An 18,363-nucleotide genomic window follows, 5' to 3' on the forward strand; every position below is an offset into this window, starting at 1 on the left:
CCCAGGCGACAGCCTAGATGATATTTGCCCCTGCCGTTAGCTTTTGCCTGTTGGCCTCACTATGCTCGGAGACAGGTGCATCTTGCCAGGGAGGGTCATGCTGTGCCGATTTGTCTGCAGGTTCGCATCGTTGCCTCGATGCTTGTCGTTTTACCGGCATGGGTGCTGGCCCAGAGCATCGGTGGGCCGCTCACGCCATTGCCGGCGGTGCCTGAGCTTGACCCTGCCCGGGTGGAACTGGGGCGCAAACTGTTCAATGACTCGCGTTTGTCCCTCGATAGCAGCCAGTCCTGTGCAGATTGCCATCGCCTGGATCGTGGTGGCGCGGACGGGCAGGCGCGCTCGCTTGGTGCAGATGGCAAACCCTTGCCAGTTCACACCCCCAGCGTCTTCAACGCCAGCCTGAACTTCCTGCAGTTCTGGGATGGGCGCGCGCAATCGTTTGACGGCCTGGTGCACCTGGCAACCGGTAATACGGACGGCAAAGAAGATGGCTGGGCTACCGCGGTTCAACGAATTGCTGACGATCCGGCTTACCAGACGGGGTTCGCCGAAGCCTATGGCAAGCCGGTGACCACCATTGATGTCAAAGATGCCCTGGTTACGTACCAGCGCACCCTGCTGACACCCGATTCACGCTTCGATCGCTATCTGAAAGGAGATACCAGCAGCCTCAGCCTGGAAGAGAAGCATGGCTATCAGCGCTTCCAGGAGTACGGTTGTATAGCCTGCCACCAGGGTGTGAATATCGGCGGCAACATGCTGCAGAAGTTCGGCGTCTTCGATGATTATTTCGCCAACCGTGGCAATGTTACCGGGGCAGATCGGGGACGCTACAACGTGACAGGTGACCCGGACGACCTACACCTGTTCAAAGTTCCAAGCCTGCGAAACGTGGAGGTGACTGCCCCTTACTTTCATGACGGTTCGGCGCCCACCTTGGAAGCAGCCGTCGATGCCATGTTTCATTATCAGTTGGGACGTACGCCGAGCGACGATGATAAAGCGCTGATCATCAAGTTTCTCCAGACCCTCACCGGCCAATGGGAGGGTAAACCGCTATGAGGTTGAACGCTCGGCGCAGTCTGCTGCTGTTGGCTGCGTGCGCCATATTGCTGGCTTCCGTGCTGGTCTACCTGTACTGGATGTCCAGGTCCGATGAGAGTGGCGACTACGCTCAGGCGCGCGATCTGATACGCCAGATCAAGCAGTACGATGCACAGTGGGAGGGTGCAGTGCTCAAGGCGCGCACCACTACCAATTACAACTACGACCCGCTGGTGTTGCCGTTGATTGAAATGAAGCGCCTATGGCGGGAATTCGGCACGCTGGAAGGGCGTCATCAAAAAACGGAACTGCTCGCTTGGCAAAAGGCTTTTCGCGACTACCAACAGGCCTTTGACGACAAGGTCCTGCTGGTCTCGCGCTTCAAGACGCACAATGCAATCCTGCGAAATTCCCTGGCTTTTCTCCCGGCTGCGGCTGATGTAATACAGGTGCACCTCCGGCAATTGGTCGATGCCGATACACTGCGTCTGCGTAGAGTCACAAGCGATACCTACGACTTGATGCTGAGCAGCCTTGAGTTTGCCCAGACCACAACCGATGAAAAAGCTGCCGAAATCCTTGTCGGACTGAACAACCTTTCTGTCAACAAGGAGCGCTTGCCCGGCGATTTTCAGGTGCCCATCGATACCATCAGCAAACACATAGAGTTGATTCTTCGTGAGCAACCCAAAGTCGATCAACTGCTTGAAGCGATCGAGGCGGTTCCGATCGCCGAGTACCTGGACGCCATTGCCCTGATGCTGGACCGCGACGAGCAAGCAGCAGTGCTGATGGCTCAGCGATACCATTTTTATATGTTGGTGTTTTCCACCCTGCTGGTTTTGCTATTGCTGTACCTGGGGATGTGGCTGATGCGTAGCTACGCCGAAATAAACCGTGTAAACCGAGCGCTGGTGAGTGCCAACGACGAATTGGAACAGCGGGTCGAACGGCGTACCCAGGCACTTACCCAAGCCAGCGCAGCACTGCAGCGCGAGGTGGATGAACGCCGATTGCTCGAGAACCAGTTGGTCCAGTCCGAAAAGCTTGCCTCGCTCGGTCAGCTGGCAGCCGGCGTAGCCCATGAAGTCAACAACCCGATTGGTTTTGTCTCTTCCAACCTCGGTGCACTGGACGATTATTTCGGCCGTTTGCAGGTAATGCTGAATGCATATGCTGACGCGGAACATACCCTGGTTCCAAACGCGCTCGGCGCTGAGCTGGCGAAGTTGCGCACGGAAATCGAGCTGGATTACTTGCTGGAGGATATTCCGGCGCTGATTCGCGAATCCAAAGACGGCATCGGCCGCGTTGCGCGGATCGTCAAAGACCTCAAGGACTTTTCGCGAGTAGAGACCAGCCATGACTGGCAAGTGGCAGACTTGCATCAAGGCATAGAGTCAACTCTGAACATTGTTGCCAGCGAACTCAGGCACAAGGCGGACCTTGTCAAGGATTACAGCCCATTGCCGCCGGTCGAATGCCTACCTTCACAGATCAATCAGGTAATCATGAATCTGCTGGTCAATGCCACCCAGGCGATGGGGGCCGAGCGTGGCAGAATTACCCTGCGAACCGGTGCCAGTGACAAGTGGGTATGGATCGAAGTCGCAGACAATGGTTGTGGCATTCCTGGCGAAAGCCTGCAAAAGATCTTCGATCCGTTCTACACGACGAAGCCCATCGGCCAGGGCACCGGGCTGGGATTGTCACTTTCGTACGGAATCATCAAGCGTCATGGTGGCGAGATCCGCGTAGACAGCGAGGTGGGAGTCGGTACGACATTCAGGGTCGAACTGCCCATCCATCAGGCTCGGTCGGCCTGAGCCCGCTCCGAGCACACCAGGGAAGTGGAATGCAAATTGCTGTGACCCCTTGGTGCATCGTTCATGCGGAGTACGCAGAAATGACTCAGAATGACCGCTACTACATGATCTTCGTTGTGGTTGCTGTGCTGGTTCTGGATCTAGCAGCGACATTTGTGTTTCTGAAGGTCATCGCCTGACCCCCGTTTGTGGGTCCGGTTGTACCCGAAATCGGGGACATCCGCAGAGTGAACCCGGCCCAGGCTGGCCTGTCTGGCACTTTTCCACTGATCCATGAACGTAGGTTATCTTCGCGAGGAAAACCCGCCCGGAAGCCGATATAGCAAACAAGCCTATTGCCCGGCTAACGTCGAGCAGTACCATGAGCGAACAAAAACCAAAAAAAGGCATGCGGCTTGGCAACACTTTCCCAAGTTACTCGATGGGGCAGCAGGAGCGTGTCGCGTGAAAAGTCCAAGATCGGTAGCAGGCGCAATACTGATGTCCACTTTCGCCACTCTGTTCATGGCAGGCTGCGCACATGAGCCCGATGTGCGTCAGGGCCATGGGTATGCGGCCGGGGCCACTGAAAGAAGTACGCCGGCGTACCTGGGGTGCGTCAAAAGCGAACTTCAAGGTAATGTGAAAACGTACCAGGTCGATGGCGATAACTCGGTCAGGCTGTTCGTTGATAGCACCGACCCCGACACGGCGGGTGGCCTGGTCGAAGTGCGGGGCACGGGGACCCAGCGCCAGTTCGCGGCCTATCAACGTGATGCCTGGTACGACCATGGCAGGCTGCTGGATGCCGCGCTGATGTGTTCGAAAGCGTGATCATCTGACCCCTTATACAAAAGGCCCGCCCTCGAGAGCGGGCTTTTTGCATTTGCCGACCCCAGCCGCAATAATCCGCTCATTTGAAGGAGAACACCAAGTTGGAAGAAAGAAGCGTTGTTGCTGAGATGTTCATTGGGATGCCGACGCATTTCTGGGTGTTGCCCGTTGCCGGCCTGATCGCCTGGTTCGGCCTGAAATGGGCCGAACAATCCGGTAGCCGCGCCAGCACATTGCGGATCGTGACCTACCTTCTGCTCATTGCGTTGGCGGTATTGCCCAATGGTTTTTATGCGCTGTTTCCCCCTTCGTCCGACATGCCCGAGCTGTTGTTGAATCGTGAGCCGCTGCCCAACTACGAGGGGCGCTTTTACCTGGATGCGTTTTACGTGTTCAGTGGGTGGGCACTGAGCAAGGTGGCCAAACTCAAGTTCAACTAGAGCGAACACGAGATTCCATTTCCGATCAAGAGATCAATTGCGACTGGCGTTTTCGCCAAAGTTGGAGCGCTCCCAAGGCATTTTGCCCCGGATGGCAGCAGCATCAGCGGTACTGCCGAGCCGAACAGGCGGCAACCGGTTCCTGCGCGGCAAGAAAGTACTGCCGATCATCCCCGGCATGGTTGCCGAGATGGATATCCTCAGCGGCAAGCGCAGCGTGCTCAATCACTTGCTGCGCCCGCTGATCAAGGCCCGTCTCTACTGAGCTGGAGCGTCAGGCCATCAGTACGGATGCCAGTAGCTTTATTGCCGACGTGCGGTGATGGCCGGCACTGTAGGCCAACACTATGTCGCGGCAGTACCTTGGTTCTTCGGCCAGAACCAGGGCGTTTGGCGATTGCTCCAGCAATGACGGCCATTGCGGGACCAAGGAAACGCCTTGCCCCAGGGACACCAGCAGGCTGATGGCCTCGAGTGCATCCAGGTCGCAAGCCACGTTGGGTGCGAGGCCCAGATCGTCCAGATAGCGCTGGGTTATCAGGCCTCCCCAGGAGTCGACGGCATACCGGATATAGGGCCCAGTGGCCAGCATTGCGTGTGCTTCAGCGCGGGAGGCTGTGGCAGGTGCCAACAAGCACAGCGGTTCGCTGCGCAACGTGAGCATTCTCAACGATTTTGCTGTCTTGAAGGGTGGCGTAACCAGAATTGCCGCATCCAGTTCCTGATTGATCAGCTTGTCATGGAGCAATTTGGAGTCACCGGGCGTGATGGTGAGCTTGAGGTTGGGCGCGGAGGATGACAAATGCTCCAGTGCTGCCGGTACAAGGCCGGTGAGTGCAGTTGATATGGCGCCAATGCGCAGTTCCCCGGTCAGCGTGTCGGCGTTCAGGTCATTCCTGAGCTGACTGGCATGTTCGACAATGCAACGTATCCGTGGCATCAATACCAGCAGCTTGTCTGTCGGCCTGATCGCATGGGCCTCTCTATTGAAGAGTGCACAGCCCAGGTGTTTCTCCATATTGCGAATACGCAAACTTATTGCGGCGGCTGAAACATTTGCTTTCTTTGCCGCACCCGCAATGGAGCCGCATTCGACAACGGATATGAGGCTTTCCAGATTTTGAATGTCCATAAGTAATGCTTATGCTCAGGCCAAGTGTCAGTTGGTGTACATGGATGCCGGGCGGTGTGAGGATAGTGGCTCCGTTCGAGGAGTACCATCATGTTGACACCCTTTCATGTTGCTTATCATGTCAGCGATCTGGATGTGGCAAGAAAATTCTATAAAGAAGTTCTTGGTTGCGTCGAGGGACGTAGCACTGAGACCTGGGTAGACTTCGAGTTTTTTGGTCACCAGATATCTCTGCATGTGGGCAAGCCCTTTGAAACCAGTCGCACTGGCAAGGTCGGCCCGCACCTTGTATTGATGCCTCATATCGGAGTGATATTGCCTCTGGAGCGATGGCAGGCCTTGGCTAAGCGCCTTGAAATTCTGGGCGTGCAGTTCGAAATCCCGCCGGTTGTTCGTTTTGAGGGTGAGCCTGGCGAACAAAGGACAATGTTTTTCCTGGATCCCAGTGGTAACCCGATCGAGATCAAGGGGTTCAAGAACTTTCGTGCAATCTTTGCTTCCTAAGGTTTTATAAAAACAGAGATCAATCCCGTGAGAATAAAAATAAATCTAATCACGCAAATTGCAATTGGTCTGGCTTTCGGTATATGCGTTGGCCTGCTATTGAATCATTTTCCAGATTACAAGGGCTGGTGGATCGAGCAAGTTCTGCAACCGGCGGGTGATGCGTTCATAAAACTGATGAAAATGATCATCGTGCCGCTGGTGTTTTCCTGCATGGTGGTAGGCATAGCCGGCTCCGGCAAGCGCGCCCTGGGGCGGGTGGGAACAAAGAGCCTTGTCTATTTCTTTGCCGTGACCGGGGTCGCAATCATTTTCGGCTTGTTGGTCGGTAACGTGCTCCAGCCAGGCGCCGGTGCGGGGTTCGCCGTTACACCGGCGAGTGGGGCAGTGCCTCCTGTGCAAAATGCTTCGGCAGGGCTCGGCAAGGTACTGTTGGGCATCATTCCTGATAATGTAGTGGCGGCAATGGCGGAGGCTAAGCTGTTATCGGTACTGTTCTTCGCAATCTTGTTCGGGGTGGCACTGTCTACGCTGGATGAACCCAGGAAACAGCCGTTGGTTGCAGTGCTGCAGACGGTAGTGGATACCATGTTCAAGGTCACTCATATGGTCATGGCCTACTCACCGATCGGCATCTTTGCCCTGATAGCTGTCACGGTGTCGACCTTCGGGATTGATTCACTGCTGCCGTTGGCAAAACTGATAGCCATTACTTATGTGGCGGTACTGTTCTTTGCAATTGTCGTGCTGGGCCTTGTTGCCAGGGCTGTTGGCGAGAATATCTTCGAGATCATCAAGGCCTTCAAGGGTGAACTGATACTGGCGTTCAGCAGCGCGAGTTCTGCCACCGTCATGCCGCAATTGATGGCCAAGACCGAAGCACGGGGTGTACCGCGTACGATCACTTCGCTGGTGATCCCGTTGGGCTATTCATTCAACCTGGATGGCGCGTCGCTGTTTGCGGGCCTGGGTACGCTGTTTATCGCGCAGGCCTACAATATTGAACTGGCCTTGGCAGACCAGGTTATGTTGGTATTCATCATGGTATTGACGTCCAAAGGCGCTGCCGGAGTGCCCGGGTTCATGTTTGTCATTCTCACCGCAACCCTGACGGCGGCAGGTTTGCCTTTGGAAGGCGTGGCCTTGATTGCAGGGGTGTATCGATTGATGGACATGCCCGTTACGGCACTGAACGTACTCGGCAATGCGCTGGCGCCGATCGTGGTCGCAAAATGGGAAAGCCGCGCTGGAACATTACCGGCTGATGTCGTGGTTATGGAGCAATCATCTCGATAGCAGATGGGCAGGCTCGTTCAGCCAGGCGTTTGGAACGGGAATTGCTGCATCCCTGAAAACCTGCTCATTTGGGGATACGGCCATGTTTCCAGAAGATCTGTACTTCATGTTTCTCTACGCCGTTGCCGTGTTGGCTCTCGATGTGGCAGCCATCATGCTCTATCGGAGTGCCAAGCCCTGACCCGGGTTTGGGGACTTCCACCCTGAACCGGGTTTTGGTCTACAGTGCTGGGACGTCTTCCGTGTAAGGAAACAGCTATGGCAAAGCGTCGATGGGCAGTTATCGCTACCTCGATTGCGCTGGCAGTGGGGCCGGCGCTCACTTATGCCGACCCGGGTAATGGTAAAGGGCAGGGCCACGGCAAGGACAAGGGGCAGCATGGTCAAGGTCACGGGGGCTCGTATGGTGGGCCGTCGATAAACCGTGGCGATGTGCTTGGCATTCTTGACGGGCACCGCAGCTACTGGAGCGCAGGGCCGGCGCTGCCCCCGGGCATTCAGAAGAACCTGGCCCGTGGCAAACCACTGCCGCCGGGTATCGCCAAGAAGCTGGATGGCAGGCTGCTGGGGCAGTTGCCTCATTACGATGGCTATGAATGGATGCAGGCGGGTGCGGACCTGATCCTGGTGGCAGTTGCTACGGGGATCATCTACGAGGTGTTGAACGGCGCGCTGGATTGACGTCAGGCGCAGGTGTCTGCGAGCGCCGTCAATTGTAGGAGCGGCCTTGTGTCGCGATGGGCTGCAAAGCAGCCCCCGGCAGGCGACGCGGTGGTTGCCACCGGCTGCGCCGGTGTTCGCGGGTAAACCCGCTCCCACAGTTACAGCGCATGCTTTCGGCAGATGGGGTCCTTGTGGGAGCGGGCATGCCCGCGAAGCAGGCGACGCGTTGGCTGGCACCGGCTGCGCCGGTGTTCGCGGGCGCGCCCGCTCCCACAGGTATGGCGCATTCTTTCGGCTGATGGGTCCCTGTGGGAGCGGGTTCACCCGCGAAGCAGACGACGCGGTGGCTGATACCGGCTACGCCAGTGTTCTCGATAGCGCCCGTTCCTCCAAAATCAGGAGTTTTCCTGCACGTTCAGTACTGAACCCTTATCGTCCGTCGCCAGCAAGCCGCTGGAGTGGCTGCCTTCAGTTTGCAGTTCGGCGAGTGGCACATCTGTAGTACGGAAAATACTGCGACCTTGTTCACCTACCGTCAGAGAGATCAGTTTTCCATTCTGATAGAAGAATTGCGTTCTGTTGGTGTTCTTTTGCATGGTTAGTGCTCCGAAGGCTATTGGCAGATGCACTTTCCCAGCCTTCACTCACCCAGGCCACTGGCAGAAATATCAGTTGCGGCCTGTGCTGCGAGACTTTGGTTGATTGGTAAGCCAATACAACCCCCGATAGAATGCAGCGTATCCTTGATGGCTAATTGCAAATGTCTATGTTTCGTATCTTTCTCTTCGCCGTGCTGGTCACCGGTGTTGCCGGCTGCGCAACCCCTGGCAAACCCACTGCCAGCAAACTGACTCACAAATCGCACCAGCAATACGCCGCTTGCGTACTACCCAAATGGCAAGCACTGGCGCCTCAAGCCACGCAGAAATCGATCGCCCACGGCTACCGGCTAACGGCACCCAGCCCCGTGGCATCCGATGATGTGCTGGACGTAGTCGATTCCCACGAGGGCAGCCGCGCGACCTTCTACAAGGGCAGCTTCCTGTCTGGCGACAAATTGCGCCAGGCTGCCAGGGAATGCCTGGACTGACTCAGTAACCCGATCCGCTAGAGCCGCCCATGCTGGGCAGGCGGGCCCTGCGCTGAGCATTGCTCCACTCGGCGCAGGTCATGAAAGCGGTATTGTCCACTTTGCCGGTGCCGTCGAAACTTACGCTGTAGGGCTGCCGGTTGTCGGCCTTGGTCAGCATGTAGTCGAAACAGGTGCCGGGCACCACGGTGCGTTCGATCTCGGCATCGGGCTTGCCGCCTACCTGCATGACCTGGTCTCTGCTCATGCCGTTGGTGACTTTCGCCACCAGCGGCTGGTCGTGGTACAGCGTGGAGTTGAACGAGCAGGCGGAAAGCGCTGCCATTGCAAGGATCAGCGCGTGAAAGGGTTTGTTCATGGCAGTGCTCCGGTAGAGGACGCCGACCGGCGATATCAATTCGCTCGGCTTTCAATCATACGCCTGCACTGCCTCACCCGCAGTAACGTGCCCCCATGTGGGAGCGGCTTTAGTCGCGAACACCGGCGCAGCCGGTGCCATGCACCGCGTTGCATGCTTCGCGGCTAAAGCCGCTCCCACAGGGTCCGCGGACTGCTTGCGAATTCAGTTCTCTACGTGGAAGCGCAGCCCAAAGGGCTGGGCGATCTCCCACAGGGATCGAGCAAGGCTATTGCTTGCGCGATCAGCCTGCATCACCGCGCTTGTTCATCTGCTCACACTGCGTCTGCGCAGCCGTCCTGCTTGGATAACTGGGTTTGAGCCGCTCCTTCGCTTGGTTATCGTAGATGTCGAAACCCCCACATACGGTAGCGGCGTAATAGCGGCTACCCACGCGGAACGACTCCTTTTCGATCGGCACAGCGGGAACGATAACGAATCTTGGTTGCATTTTTCGTGCCTCCCCAGGCAGAGACTTAAGTATTAGTCTGACCATTGGCAAGCATCAAGGAGGCTCATGAATAAAACACGGTTTTCGTGATCGGCAGGTTGACGCTCGTACTGTCATCAAATGAAAACCCGCTGTCGTCCGATGCGAAGCACCCCACACACCAAGGGCATACAGTCCAATTACCCAGAACTGACGCCATGCGTCCAGATCGATGATTGGAGAGACAAGCATGTCCAAAGTCGTACGTTTCCATCAGACCGGTGGCCCCGAGGTGCTGCGCTACGAGGACGCCGAGGTCGGCGAGCCCGGCCCGGGGCAGGTGCGTTTGCGCCAGGTGGCTGTGGGCCTGAACTACGCCGATACCTATTTCCGCAACGGCACCTACCCGATCCCGCTGCCCAACGGCATCGGCGTGGAAGCGGCCGGGGTGGTCGAGGCGCTGGGCGAGGGTGTGACCCAGGTGGCAGTCGGTGACCGGGTCACCTACACCGGCTTCCTCAACACCCTGGGCGCCTATTGCACCGAGCGCCTGATCCCCGCGGCCGCGCTGATCAAGCTGCCCGATACCATCGCCTTCGAAACCGCCGCTGCCATGACCATGCGCGGCCTGACCTCGGCCTATCTGCTGCGTCGGCTGCATGACTTCAAACCCGGCGACAGCGTGCTGCTGCATGCCGCTGCTGGCGGGGTCGGCCTGATCGTCGCGCAGTGGGCGCAGCTGCTGGGGCTTAACGTGATCGGCACGGTGTCCACCGAGGCCAAGGCCGAAGTGGCCCGCGCCCATGGCTGCAACCACGTCATCAACTACAGCGTCGAGGACGTTGCCACGCGCGTGCGTGAGCTGACCGACGGGGTGGGGGTGAACGTGGTGTTCGACAGCGTTGGCAAGAACACCTTCATGGGCTCGCTCGATTCGCTCAAGCGCCGCGGCCTGATGGTTTGCGTCGGCACGGCGTCAGGCACCATCCCGCCGTTCGACCCGCAATTGCTGGCGATCAAGGGCTCGCTGCAGCTCACCCGCCCGGCACTGGCCGACTTCATCGCCGACCCGGCGGAAAAGGCCGACCTGGCCGGTGAGCTGTTCGATCACGTCGGCAGCGGGCGCATCCGTATCGAGATCAACCAGCACTACGCACTGCAGGATGCCGTCCAGGCCCACCGTGACCTGGAAGCGCGCAAGACCACCGGCTCGTCGATCTTCGTCATCTGAAGAGGGCAACAGCATGCACATCGAACAACTGACCTGCGCGATCGGTGCCGAGGTAAGTGGGGTCAACCTGGCCGACGCGATCCACGACGACGACCTGTTCGCCCAGCTTCGCGCGCAGTTGCTCCGGCACCGTGTGCTGTTCCTGCGCGACCAGCACTTCAGCCGCGCCGAACACGTGGCGTTCGCCCGCCGCTTCGGCGACCTGGAGGACCACCCGGTGGCCGGCAGCGACCCGGAGCATCCGGGCCTGGTACAGATCTACAAGCGCCCGGACCAGCCCAACGACCGCTATGAAAATGCCTGGCACACCGACGCCACCTGGCGCGAGGCCCCGCCGATGGGCTGTGTGCTGCGCTGCATCGAATGCCCGCCCGTGGGCGGCGACACGATGTGGGCGAACATGGTGCTGGCCTATGAAAACCTGCCAGGCGATGTGAAGGCCAAGATCGAAGGCCTGCGCGCCCGCCACAGCATCGAGGCGAGCTTTGGCGCTGCCATGCCGCTGGAAAAGCGCCTGGCGCTGAAGGCGCAGTTCCCCGATGCCGAGCACCCGGTTGTGCGCACCCACCCGGAAACCGGCGAGCAGGTGCTGTTCGTCAACGCCTTCACCACCCATTTCAGCAACTACCACACCCCGCAGCGGGTGCGCTTCGGCCAGGACGCCAACCCCGGCGCCAGCGACCTGCTGCGCTACCTCATCAGCCAGGCCTACCTGCCGGAGTACCAGGTGCGCTGGCGCTGGAAGCCCAACAGCGTGGCGATCTGGGACAACCGCAGCACACAGCATTACGCCGTCATGGACTACCCGCCGTGCCATCGCAAGATGGAGCGCGCCGGGATCAAGGGCAGCCCCACGTTCTGAGTTCGTCGCCGTCGCTGGCGGCAACCGCACAATAACAATAGCGAGGACTACAGCATGCAATTCTTCGACGATTCGTTGCACCCGGAAAACATGGAAAAGGTGGTGATCACCGTGGCCCCCTATGGCCCGGAGTGGATGCCCGAAGACTTCCCTGAAGACATTCCCCTGACCATGGACGAGCAGGTGCAGAAGGCTGTCGACTGCTTTGATGCAGGTGCCACCGTACTGCACCTGCACGTGCGCGAACTGGACGGCAAGGGCTCCAAGCGCCTGTCCAAGTTCAACGAGCTGATCGCCGGGGTGCGCGAAGCGGTGCCGGACATGATCATCCAGGTTGGCGGATCGATTTCCTTCGCCCCGGAAAGCGAGGGCGAGGCGGCCAAGTGGCTGTCGGACGACACCCGGCACATGCTCGCCGAGCTGACGCCGCGCCCCGACCAGGTGACCGTGGCCATCAACACCACGCAGATGAACATCATGGAGTTGCTGTACCCCGAGTACCTGGAAGGCACCTCGCTGGCCAGCCCGGCGATTCATGCCGCCTACAGCGAAATGACCGTGCCGGCCGGCCCAGCCTGGGTCCGCGAGCACCTGCGCCGCCTGCGGGCCAGCAACATCCAGCCGCATTTCCAGCTGACCGGCATGCATGCCCTGGAGACGCTCGAGCGCATCGTGCGTCGCGGTGACTACATGGGCCCGCTGAACCTGACCTGGATCGGCATTGGCGGCGGTTTCGACGGCCCCAACCCGTTTAACTTCTTCAACTTCATCCACCGCGCGCCGGACGGCTGCACCCTGACCGCCGAATCGTTGCTGAAGAACGTGCTGCCGTTCAACACCATGGCCCTGGCCATGGGCTTGCACCCACGCTGCGGTAACGAAGACACCATCATCGACCAGCATGGCAAGCGCTTCACCTCGGTGCAGCAGATCCAGCAGACCGTGCGTGTGGCCCATGAGCTGGGCCGCGAGATTGCCAGCGGCAAGGAAGCACGCGCCATTTATCGCATCGGGCAGCAGTACGACAGCATCGAGCAGACCCTCGAGGCCAACGGCATGGCGCCGAATCGCCAGCCGGGTGTGAAGGGCGTGCCGCAGCGCGGCTGATACAGCAGGGTGCCACGGTCTTGATGCTTTTTGTGGGAGCGGCCTTGTGTCGCGAAAGGGCTGCGGAGCAGCCCCAGCAATTACTGCTCTGTCGCTGATTTCTGGGGCTGCTCCGCAGCCCTTTCGCGACACAAGGCCGCTCCCACAGCGACCGAACAAGGTTTTGCAGTAGTTCATAACAACAAGAACAACCTCACGCCCTACATCCCAAGGAGGCAACATGGCCACCTATCTCGCCAGTGCCGAAGATTCCGGCACCGACACCGCCCACAGCGTCCCTCGGCGCTATGCCTGGGTGGTCTTCGCCCTGACCTTTGGCCTGTTGATCTCCGACTACATGTCGCGCCAGGTGCTCAATGCGGTTTTCCCGCTGCTCAAGGGCGAATGGGCATTGAGCGACAGCCAGCTCGGCCTGCTCAGCGGTATCGTCGCGCTGATGGTCGGCCTGCTGACCTTCCCGCTGTCGCTGCTGGCCGACCGCTTCGGCCGGGTGCGCAGCCTGGTGCTGATGGCAGTACTGTGGAGCCTGGCCACCCTCGGCTGCGCCCTGGCGGAAAACTACCCGCAAATGTTCGTCGCGCGTTTTCTGGTGGGGGTGGGCGAGGCTGCCTACGGCAGTGTCGGCATCGCCGTGGTGGTCGCCGTGTTCCCCCGCGACATGCGCTCGACCCTGGCCGGGGCGTTCATGGCCGGTGGCATGTTCGGCTCGGTGCTGGGCATGGCCCTGGGCGGTGTACTGGCCCAGCACCTGGGCTGGCGCTGGGCATTTGCCGGCATGGCGCTGTTCGGCCTGGTGCTGGCAATGCTGTACCCGCTGATCGTCAAGGAGGCACGTATTGCGCCTCGGTGCGCGCAGCACTTGCAAGGCAAGGCCGGCCGCCCGCTGCGCACCCTGTACAGCAGCCGTTCGGTCATCGCGGCCTACGTCGGCAGCGGGCTGCAGCTGTTCGTCGGCGGCACCGTGATCGTGTGGATGCCAAGCTACCTGAACCGCTATTACGCCATGGGCACCGACCGCGCCGGGGCGATTGCCGCAGTCATCGTGCTGTGCAGCGGCATCGGCATGATCCTCTGCGCCATGCTCTGCGACCGCCTCGGGCGGCAGCGCCCGGACCGCAAGATCAGCCTTGCCATCGCCTACTGCCTGGGTAGTTGCGCGCTGTTGTCCATCGCCTTCGCAGTGCCGGCCGGCACCGCCCAACTGGTACTGATCTGCCTGGGCATGATGATCGCCGCCGGCACCAACGGCCCGTCCAGTGCCATGGTCGCCAACCTCACCCACGCCTCGGTGCACGGCACCGCGTTTGCCACCCTGACCCTGGCCAACAACCTGTTGGGCCTGGCGACCGGGCCGCTGATCACCGGGCGCGTTTCCGACCTGATCGGCTTGCATGCCGCCTTCCAGCTGGTACCGCTGATGAGCATCGGCGCGGCGGCAGTGTTTTTCCTTGCCAAACGTCATTACCACCGCGACATGGAGCGTCTGCATGCACTGGCAGGCGACGCTGCCGCACCCCGGGAGTTGAAACCGTGAAACAGCTGTTGTCCGTCGAAGTGTTCTTCGATTTCGTCTGCCCCTGGTGCCTGATTGGCCAGCGACACCTGCAGGCCGCGCTCTTGCACTTGCAGCGCGAACAGCCGCAAGTGCAGGTACAACTGCAATGGCGAGGTGTGCAGTTGTTGCCGGGCTTGCCAGCCAGTGGCGTGCCGTTCCATGCCTTCTATCTGCAACGCCTGGGCAGCGAGGAAGCGGTACGTGAGCGCCAGGCCCAGGTGCGCGCCGCTGCCCGCGTGGTGGGCGAGGACATCGACTTCTCGCGTATTCGCCGCATGCCCAACACCGGCAATGCCCATCGGTTGCTGCAACGTGCTGCTCAGTTGCTCCAGGCAGGGCAACTGGAAGCCTTGCTGGCACAGCTGTTCATCGCCTATTTCCACCAGGGGCGCGACCTGGGGGATAGCCGCACCTTGCTCGACATCGCGCAGTGCTGCGGGCTGGAAGCCGCGCAGGTTGTCGACTGCCTGCGTGACGACGGCAGCCCGTTCCTCGATGGGGCAGGGCGCGCGGGCAGTGCGGTGCCGCGTTTCCGTTTCAATCAAGGGCCGCTCATTGCAGGTGCGCAGCCTGCCGAGGTGCTGTATGCGGCCATGACCGAAGCGCTGCAAGAGGTTGAGAGGGCATGACCCGGCGCATTGCATTGGCCCCCCATCAGGTGCCGGAGCGTGACGGCCGTGTGCTGTTGGCCTGCGAAGGGCGCAGCGTCGCGCTGTTCAACGTTGCCGACTCGCTCTATGCCATTGACGACAGCTGCCCGCACCAGGGCGCATCGTTGTGTGGCGGCCGGCTGGAAGGCCGTGTCATCCAGTGCTGCGCGCATGGCCTGCGCTTTGACCTGGCCAGCGGCTACCTGGTCAATTCCAGGGCCTTGAAGGTTGCCAGCTACCCGGTCGAGCAGCAGGGCGGGCAGGTCTATATCGTGTTTGACAGTGAGGAGGCGGGGCAATGAATACACTGGCACTTGGCGCTACCCATCAGCGTATCCGCACCCTCGCCCCGGGGGTGGTGGTCAGCCTCATCGTCGGTGCGGCCGCCAGTTTCCTCAGTGAGCATTACGCAGCGCCGGTCATGCTGTTTGCCTTGTTACTGGGGATGGCGCTGAACTTTCTCGCGGTCGATGGCCCCTGCAAAGCCGGTATCGAGTTCACCGCCCGCACGGTACTGCGCCTGGGCGTGGCGTTGCTTGGCATGCGCATCACCCTGGACCAGATCGCCAGCCTGGGCTGGAAGCCCGTGGCCCTGGTCGTGACCCTGGTGGTGGTGACCATCCTGATTTCGGTGGTGGTGGCCAAGGCGCTGGGGTTTTCACGGCTGTTCGGCATGCTCACCGGCGGTGCCACGGCCATTTGCGGTGCCTCGGCGGCGCTGGCGCTGGTAGCTGCCTTGCCCCAGCACCCGCGCAAGGAGCATGCAACGCTGTTCACCGTGATCGGCGTGTCAGCGCTGTCGACTTTGGCGATGATCCTCTACCCGATGATTGCCCAGTGGCTGCACCTGTCCCCAGCGCAGGCCGGGGTGTTCCTCGGTGCGACCATCCACGATGTGGCGCAGGTGGTGGGCGCGGGCTACAGCATGTCTACCGAAACCGGCGACATCGCCACCGTGGTCAAGCTGATGCGGGTGGCCATGCTGTTGCCGGTCATTGTCTGCGCGGCCATGATCACGCGGCGCCAGGGCCTCAAGGCCGGTGGCCAGCGGCCGCCCTTGCTGCCTTGGTTCGCGGTCGGCTTCCTGCTGCTGGCGTGCGTCAACAGCACAGGCTGGGTACCCGCCGCGGTGCAGGGCGGTATCAACGACCTGTCGCGCGGCTGCCTGGTGGTGGCGATCAGTGCCCTGGGCATGAAAACCCAACTCAAGGCGCTGGCCTCGGTCGGGGTGAAACCCATTGCGTTGATGGTGGGGGAGAGCGTGTTTCTTGTGCTTTTGGTGCTGGCGTTGATGCACTGGGGCCTTGCCTGACTGCTTGACGCGGTCGATTGTAGGTGCGGCCTTGTGTCGCGAAAGGGCTGCGCAGCAGCCCCGGCAATATGGGCGTCTGCACTGCCCCCCCCGGGGCTGCTGCGCAGCCCTGTCGCGACACAAGGCCGCTCCTACACGGGCCGTACCAGGATCAAGCTAAAGCCCTTGATCATCCCGCTGTGCCCGCCAACTGGCCGGCGGCATGCCGAACTGGGCGATGAACCAGCGGGTGAACGAGCTGGGCATCGAATAACCCAGCATGTCGGCGATACGCCCCAGCGAATAGCCGGGGTTTTCCAGGTAGCGCATCACCAGGTCACGGCGCACGCTGTTGATCAGGTCCTTGAAGGTCAACCCGCTTTCTTCCAGGCGCCGCTGCAGGGTGCGCACGTTCATGCCCTGGGTCTGTGCCACCTGTTCGATGGTGGCGCGGCCCATGGGTAGCAGCAGGTAGATGGTCTTGCGCAACTCCAGCTCCAGGGACGGCGTGCCGCCCGCCGGCAGGCTGTCCAGATAGCGCTGCGCCAGGCGCGCCATGGCCTCGTTGGCCTGCGGGCTGGCGCTGTCGAGGTCGGCGGCCGGGCAGACAATACCGTTGAACTCGCTGCCGAACACCAGCGTGCAGCCGAAAATGCGCCGGTGGGTGGCCAGGTCGGCGGGAGGCGCGTGGGTGAAGTTGGCGCTGATCGGGTGCCAGTGCGCACCTAGCAGCGCCGCGCACAGGCGCATCATCACGCCGATCGCCAGCTCGGTGGCCTGGCGGCTGCAGGGCGCGCGTTCGTTGATCACCTCCTCGCGAATGACCACGGTCTTGCCGGCTTCCTCGATATGAATGGCCAGGGCGTCATTGAGCAGGTGACGGTACTGCACGATCACCTGCAGTGCATCACGCAGGGTGCGTTGGTGGCTGAGCAACAGGCTTATTTCGCCGAAGTCCGACAGTTGCCGCAACTCGGCCATGCGCAGGCCGAAGCTTTCGCAGCGGGTGGCGCTGGCGGAGGCTTCCAGCAAGGCGATGACGCTGGCAACCGGAATACGCCGATTGGGGTCTTCGAGCAACGCGGCGCTGAGGCCAACCTGTGCCAACAGCGCATGGGGATTGAGGCCCAGGTGGCGGGACACCTCAAGGTAATTGGTCAAGCTGGCGGCACGGACTAGGGCAGGCATCTTTGGTTGTTTTCCATGCGGTTTCTTGTTGTTGGGTATGCCGACATGCGTTTTGTGTTTTATAGCCTGCGTGTCATGAATTGAAAAGCAAAGCCCTGTATTGGCCATTGTCATCAAATGAAAAGCCCCTGACGCCCAATGTGAAGCACCCGGTGGGTGGGCTGTTTACTGTGAACCTCAAGAGCTACACCGCACACGAGGTTCACCGTGGAAAAACTGCAAACTACCGCCACCGTGCTGATCGTTCCCGGCCTGCGCGACCATGTTGCCGAACACTGGCAGACCCTGCTCGCAGGCCGCCTGGCCAAGGTGCGCAGCGTGCCGCCACTGCAGGTCGACGGCCTGAGCTGCACAGCCCGGGTCGAGGCGATCCAGCGCGAGCTGGACCAGATCGATGGTGAGGTGATCCTGGTGGCGCACAGCGCTGGCGTGCTGATGGTCGCCCACTGGGCGGCGCGCTACCGGCGGCCGATCAAGGGTGCATTGCTGGCGGCGCCGCCCGACCTGAACGCGCCATGGCCGGCCCACTACCCAAGCCCGGCCAGCCTGGCCGAGCACGGCTGGTCGCCATTGCCCCAGGCGCCGCTACCGTTCCCCAGCATTGTCGCGGCCAGCAGCAACGACCACCTGGCCAGCTTTGCCGCAGCCAGCGCCCTGGCCCATGGCTGGGGTAGCGAACTGGTCGCACTGGGGGCCGTCGGCCACCTCAACCCGGCCTCCGGCTTCGGCCCCTGGCCGCAGGCCGAGGCGTTCATCCAGCGACTGGACCAGCCCAACCTGCAATAGCGCATGGACGCCCCAGCCACGCTCGCAAAAGACGGGCGGCGAAAAAAACAATAAC

The 18,363-nt window shown here is 60.6% G+C and carries 22 protein-coding genes and 1 pseudogene; 18 read left to right on the forward strand and 5 right to left on the reverse strand.

Annotation, left to right across the window (positions count from 1 at the left end):
• The first annotated feature begins 138 nt into the window (after positions 1-138).
• The 6 genes and pseudogenes from NY023_RS13565 to NY023_RS13590 all read left to right on the forward strand — a co-directional run.
• Entirely contained in the window at positions 139-1,065 is a 927-nt protein-coding gene (locus tag NY023_RS13565) for a cytochrome-c peroxidase (protein ID WP_044039983.1), read from the forward strand.
• Entirely contained in the window at positions 1,062-2,873 is a 1,812-nt protein-coding gene (locus tag NY023_RS13570; protein WP_013972516.1) for a DAHL domain-containing protein, read from the forward strand. The genes NY023_RS13565 and NY023_RS13570 overlap by 4 nt, the downstream gene beginning before the upstream one ends.
• A 29-nt stretch (positions 2,874-2,902) precedes the next feature.
• Positions 2,903-3,052, forward strand: coding sequence for a hypothetical protein (locus NY023_RS13575; protein ID WP_023660898.1), 150 nt, complete (start codon positions 2,903-2,905; stop codon positions 3,050-3,052).
• A gap of 301 nt (positions 3,053-3,353) precedes the next feature.
• Positions 3,354-3,686, forward strand: a complete 333-nt coding sequence (locus tag NY023_RS13580; RefSeq protein ID WP_044039752.1) for a hypothetical protein — start codon at positions 3,354-3,356, stop codon at positions 3,684-3,686.
• Between the two features lie 128 nt (positions 3,687-3,814).
• Complete coding sequence (locus NY023_RS13585; RefSeq protein ID WP_024087046.1) at positions 3,815-4,126, forward strand: hypothetical protein; 312 nt, start codon at positions 3,815-3,817, stop codon at positions 4,124-4,126.
• A gap of 145 nt (positions 4,127-4,271) precedes the next feature.
• Positions 4,272-4,391: pseudogene (locus tag NY023_RS13590) on the forward strand (hemolysin D); the annotation flags it as partial.
• 9 nt (positions 4,392-4,400) lie between these two features.
• Here the strand turns inward: NY023_RS13590 and NY023_RS13595 are convergent.
• Positions 4,401-5,258, reverse strand: a complete 858-nt coding sequence (locus tag NY023_RS13595) for a LysR family transcriptional regulator (RefSeq protein WP_013972521.1) — start codon at positions 5,256-5,258, stop codon at positions 4,401-4,403.
• 90 nt (positions 5,259-5,348) lie between these two features.
• Here NY023_RS13595 and NY023_RS13600 point away from each other — a divergent pair, with 90 nt between their 5' ends.
• The 3 genes from NY023_RS13600 (at position 5,349) to NY023_RS13610 (ending at position 7,739) form a co-directional block, all read left to right on the forward strand.
• Complete coding sequence (locus NY023_RS13600; protein WP_023660900.1) at positions 5,349-5,762, forward strand: VOC family protein; 414 nt, start codon at positions 5,349-5,351, stop codon at positions 5,760-5,762.
• Positions 5,763-5,789: 27 nt separating this feature from the next.
• On the forward strand, positions 5,790-7,058 hold the full coding sequence (locus NY023_RS13605; RefSeq protein WP_013972523.1) for a cation:dicarboxylate symporter family transporter: 1,269 nt from the start codon (positions 5,790-5,792) through the stop codon (positions 7,056-7,058).
• Positions 7,059-7,316: 258 nt separating this feature from the next.
• On the forward strand, positions 7,317-7,739 hold the full coding sequence (locus NY023_RS13610; protein WP_013972524.1) for an anti-virulence regulator CigR family protein: 423 nt from the start codon (positions 7,317-7,319) through the stop codon (positions 7,737-7,739).
• A 377-nt stretch (positions 7,740-8,116) separates the two neighbouring features.
• Here NY023_RS13610 and NY023_RS13615 read toward each other — a convergent pair whose 3' ends face one another.
• On the reverse strand, positions 8,117-8,317 hold the full coding sequence (locus NY023_RS13615) for a hypothetical protein (protein WP_013972525.1): 201 nt from the start codon (positions 8,315-8,317) through the stop codon (positions 8,117-8,119).
• A 164-nt stretch (positions 8,318-8,481) separates the two neighbouring features.
• Between NY023_RS13615 and NY023_RS13620 the strand changes: the two genes are divergently transcribed.
• Positions 8,482-8,811, forward strand: coding sequence for a hypothetical protein (locus tag NY023_RS13620; RefSeq protein WP_044047031.1), 330 nt, complete (start codon positions 8,482-8,484; stop codon positions 8,809-8,811).
• Position 8,812: 1 nt separating this feature from the next.
• Here NY023_RS13620 and osmE read toward each other — a convergent pair whose 3' ends face one another.
• The gene (gene osmE, locus NY023_RS13625) at positions 8,813-9,169 is read right to left on the reverse strand and encodes an osmotically-inducible lipoprotein OsmE (protein WP_013972527.1); all 357 of its coding nucleotides are present in this window, start codon (positions 9,167-9,169) and stop codon (positions 8,813-8,815) included.
• Positions 9,170-9,452: 283 nt separating this feature from the next.
• On the reverse strand, positions 9,453-9,659 hold the full coding sequence (locus NY023_RS13630; RefSeq protein ID WP_003258802.1) for a hypothetical protein: 207 nt from the start codon (positions 9,657-9,659) through the stop codon (positions 9,453-9,455).
• Between the two features lie 229 nt (positions 9,660-9,888).
• Between NY023_RS13630 and NY023_RS13635 the strand changes: the two genes are divergently transcribed.
• The 7 genes from NY023_RS13635 (at position 9,889) to NY023_RS13665 (ending at position 16,355) form a co-directional block, all read left to right on the forward strand.
• Positions 9,889-10,869, forward strand: a complete 981-nt coding sequence (locus NY023_RS13635; RefSeq protein WP_013972529.1) for a quinone oxidoreductase family protein — start codon at positions 9,889-9,891, stop codon at positions 10,867-10,869.
• A 13-nt stretch (positions 10,870-10,882) separates the two neighbouring features.
• On the forward strand, positions 10,883-11,731 hold the full coding sequence (locus NY023_RS13640; RefSeq protein WP_013972530.1) for a TauD/TfdA dioxygenase family protein: 849 nt from the start codon (positions 10,883-10,885) through the stop codon (positions 11,729-11,731).
• A gap of 54 nt (positions 11,732-11,785) precedes the next feature.
• Positions 11,786-12,838, forward strand: a complete 1,053-nt coding sequence (locus tag NY023_RS13645) for a 3-keto-5-aminohexanoate cleavage protein (RefSeq protein WP_013972531.1) — start codon at positions 11,786-11,788, stop codon at positions 12,836-12,838.
• 220 nt (positions 12,839-13,058) lie between these two features.
• Complete coding sequence (locus NY023_RS13650; protein ID WP_013972532.1) at positions 13,059-14,372, forward strand: MFS transporter; 1,314 nt, start codon at positions 13,059-13,061, stop codon at positions 14,370-14,372.
• The gene (locus tag NY023_RS13655; RefSeq protein WP_013972533.1) at positions 14,369-15,022 is read left to right on the forward strand and encodes a DsbA family oxidoreductase; all 654 of its coding nucleotides are present in this window, start codon (positions 14,369-14,371) and stop codon (positions 15,020-15,022) included. The genes NY023_RS13650 and NY023_RS13655 overlap by 4 nt, the downstream gene beginning before the upstream one ends.
• Positions 15,019-15,345, forward strand: coding sequence for a Rieske (2Fe-2S) protein (locus tag NY023_RS13660; RefSeq protein ID WP_013972534.1), 327 nt, complete (start codon positions 15,019-15,021; stop codon positions 15,343-15,345). The genes NY023_RS13655 and NY023_RS13660 overlap by 4 nt, the downstream gene beginning before the upstream one ends.
• Complete coding sequence (locus NY023_RS13665; RefSeq protein ID WP_013972535.1) at positions 15,342-16,355, forward strand: YeiH family protein; 1,014 nt, start codon at positions 15,342-15,344, stop codon at positions 16,353-16,355. Before NY023_RS13660 ends, NY023_RS13665 begins: the two co-directional genes overlap by 4 nt.
• Before the next feature lie 156 nt (positions 16,356-16,511).
• Here NY023_RS13665 and NY023_RS13670 read toward each other — a convergent pair whose 3' ends face one another.
• Positions 16,512-17,522, reverse strand: a complete 1,011-nt coding sequence (locus NY023_RS13670) for an AraC family transcriptional regulator (protein ID WP_044047032.1) — start codon at positions 17,520-17,522, stop codon at positions 16,512-16,514.
• A 207-nt stretch (positions 17,523-17,729) separates the two neighbouring features.
• On the opposite strand from NY023_RS13670, the gene NY023_RS13675 reads away from it, so the two are divergent.
• A complete protein-coding gene (locus NY023_RS13675) occupies positions 17,730-18,308 on the forward strand; it encodes an RBBP9/YdeN family alpha/beta hydrolase (RefSeq protein ID WP_013972537.1) in 579 nt (192 codons plus the stop codon).
• The last annotated feature ends 55 nt before the right edge of the window (positions 18,309-18,363 follow it).

This window comes from Pseudomonas sp. NBB (assembly GCF_032701105.1).
Classification (GTDB): domain Bacteria; phylum Pseudomonadota; class Gammaproteobacteria; order Pseudomonadales; family Pseudomonadaceae; genus Aquipseudomonas; species Aquipseudomonas asiatica.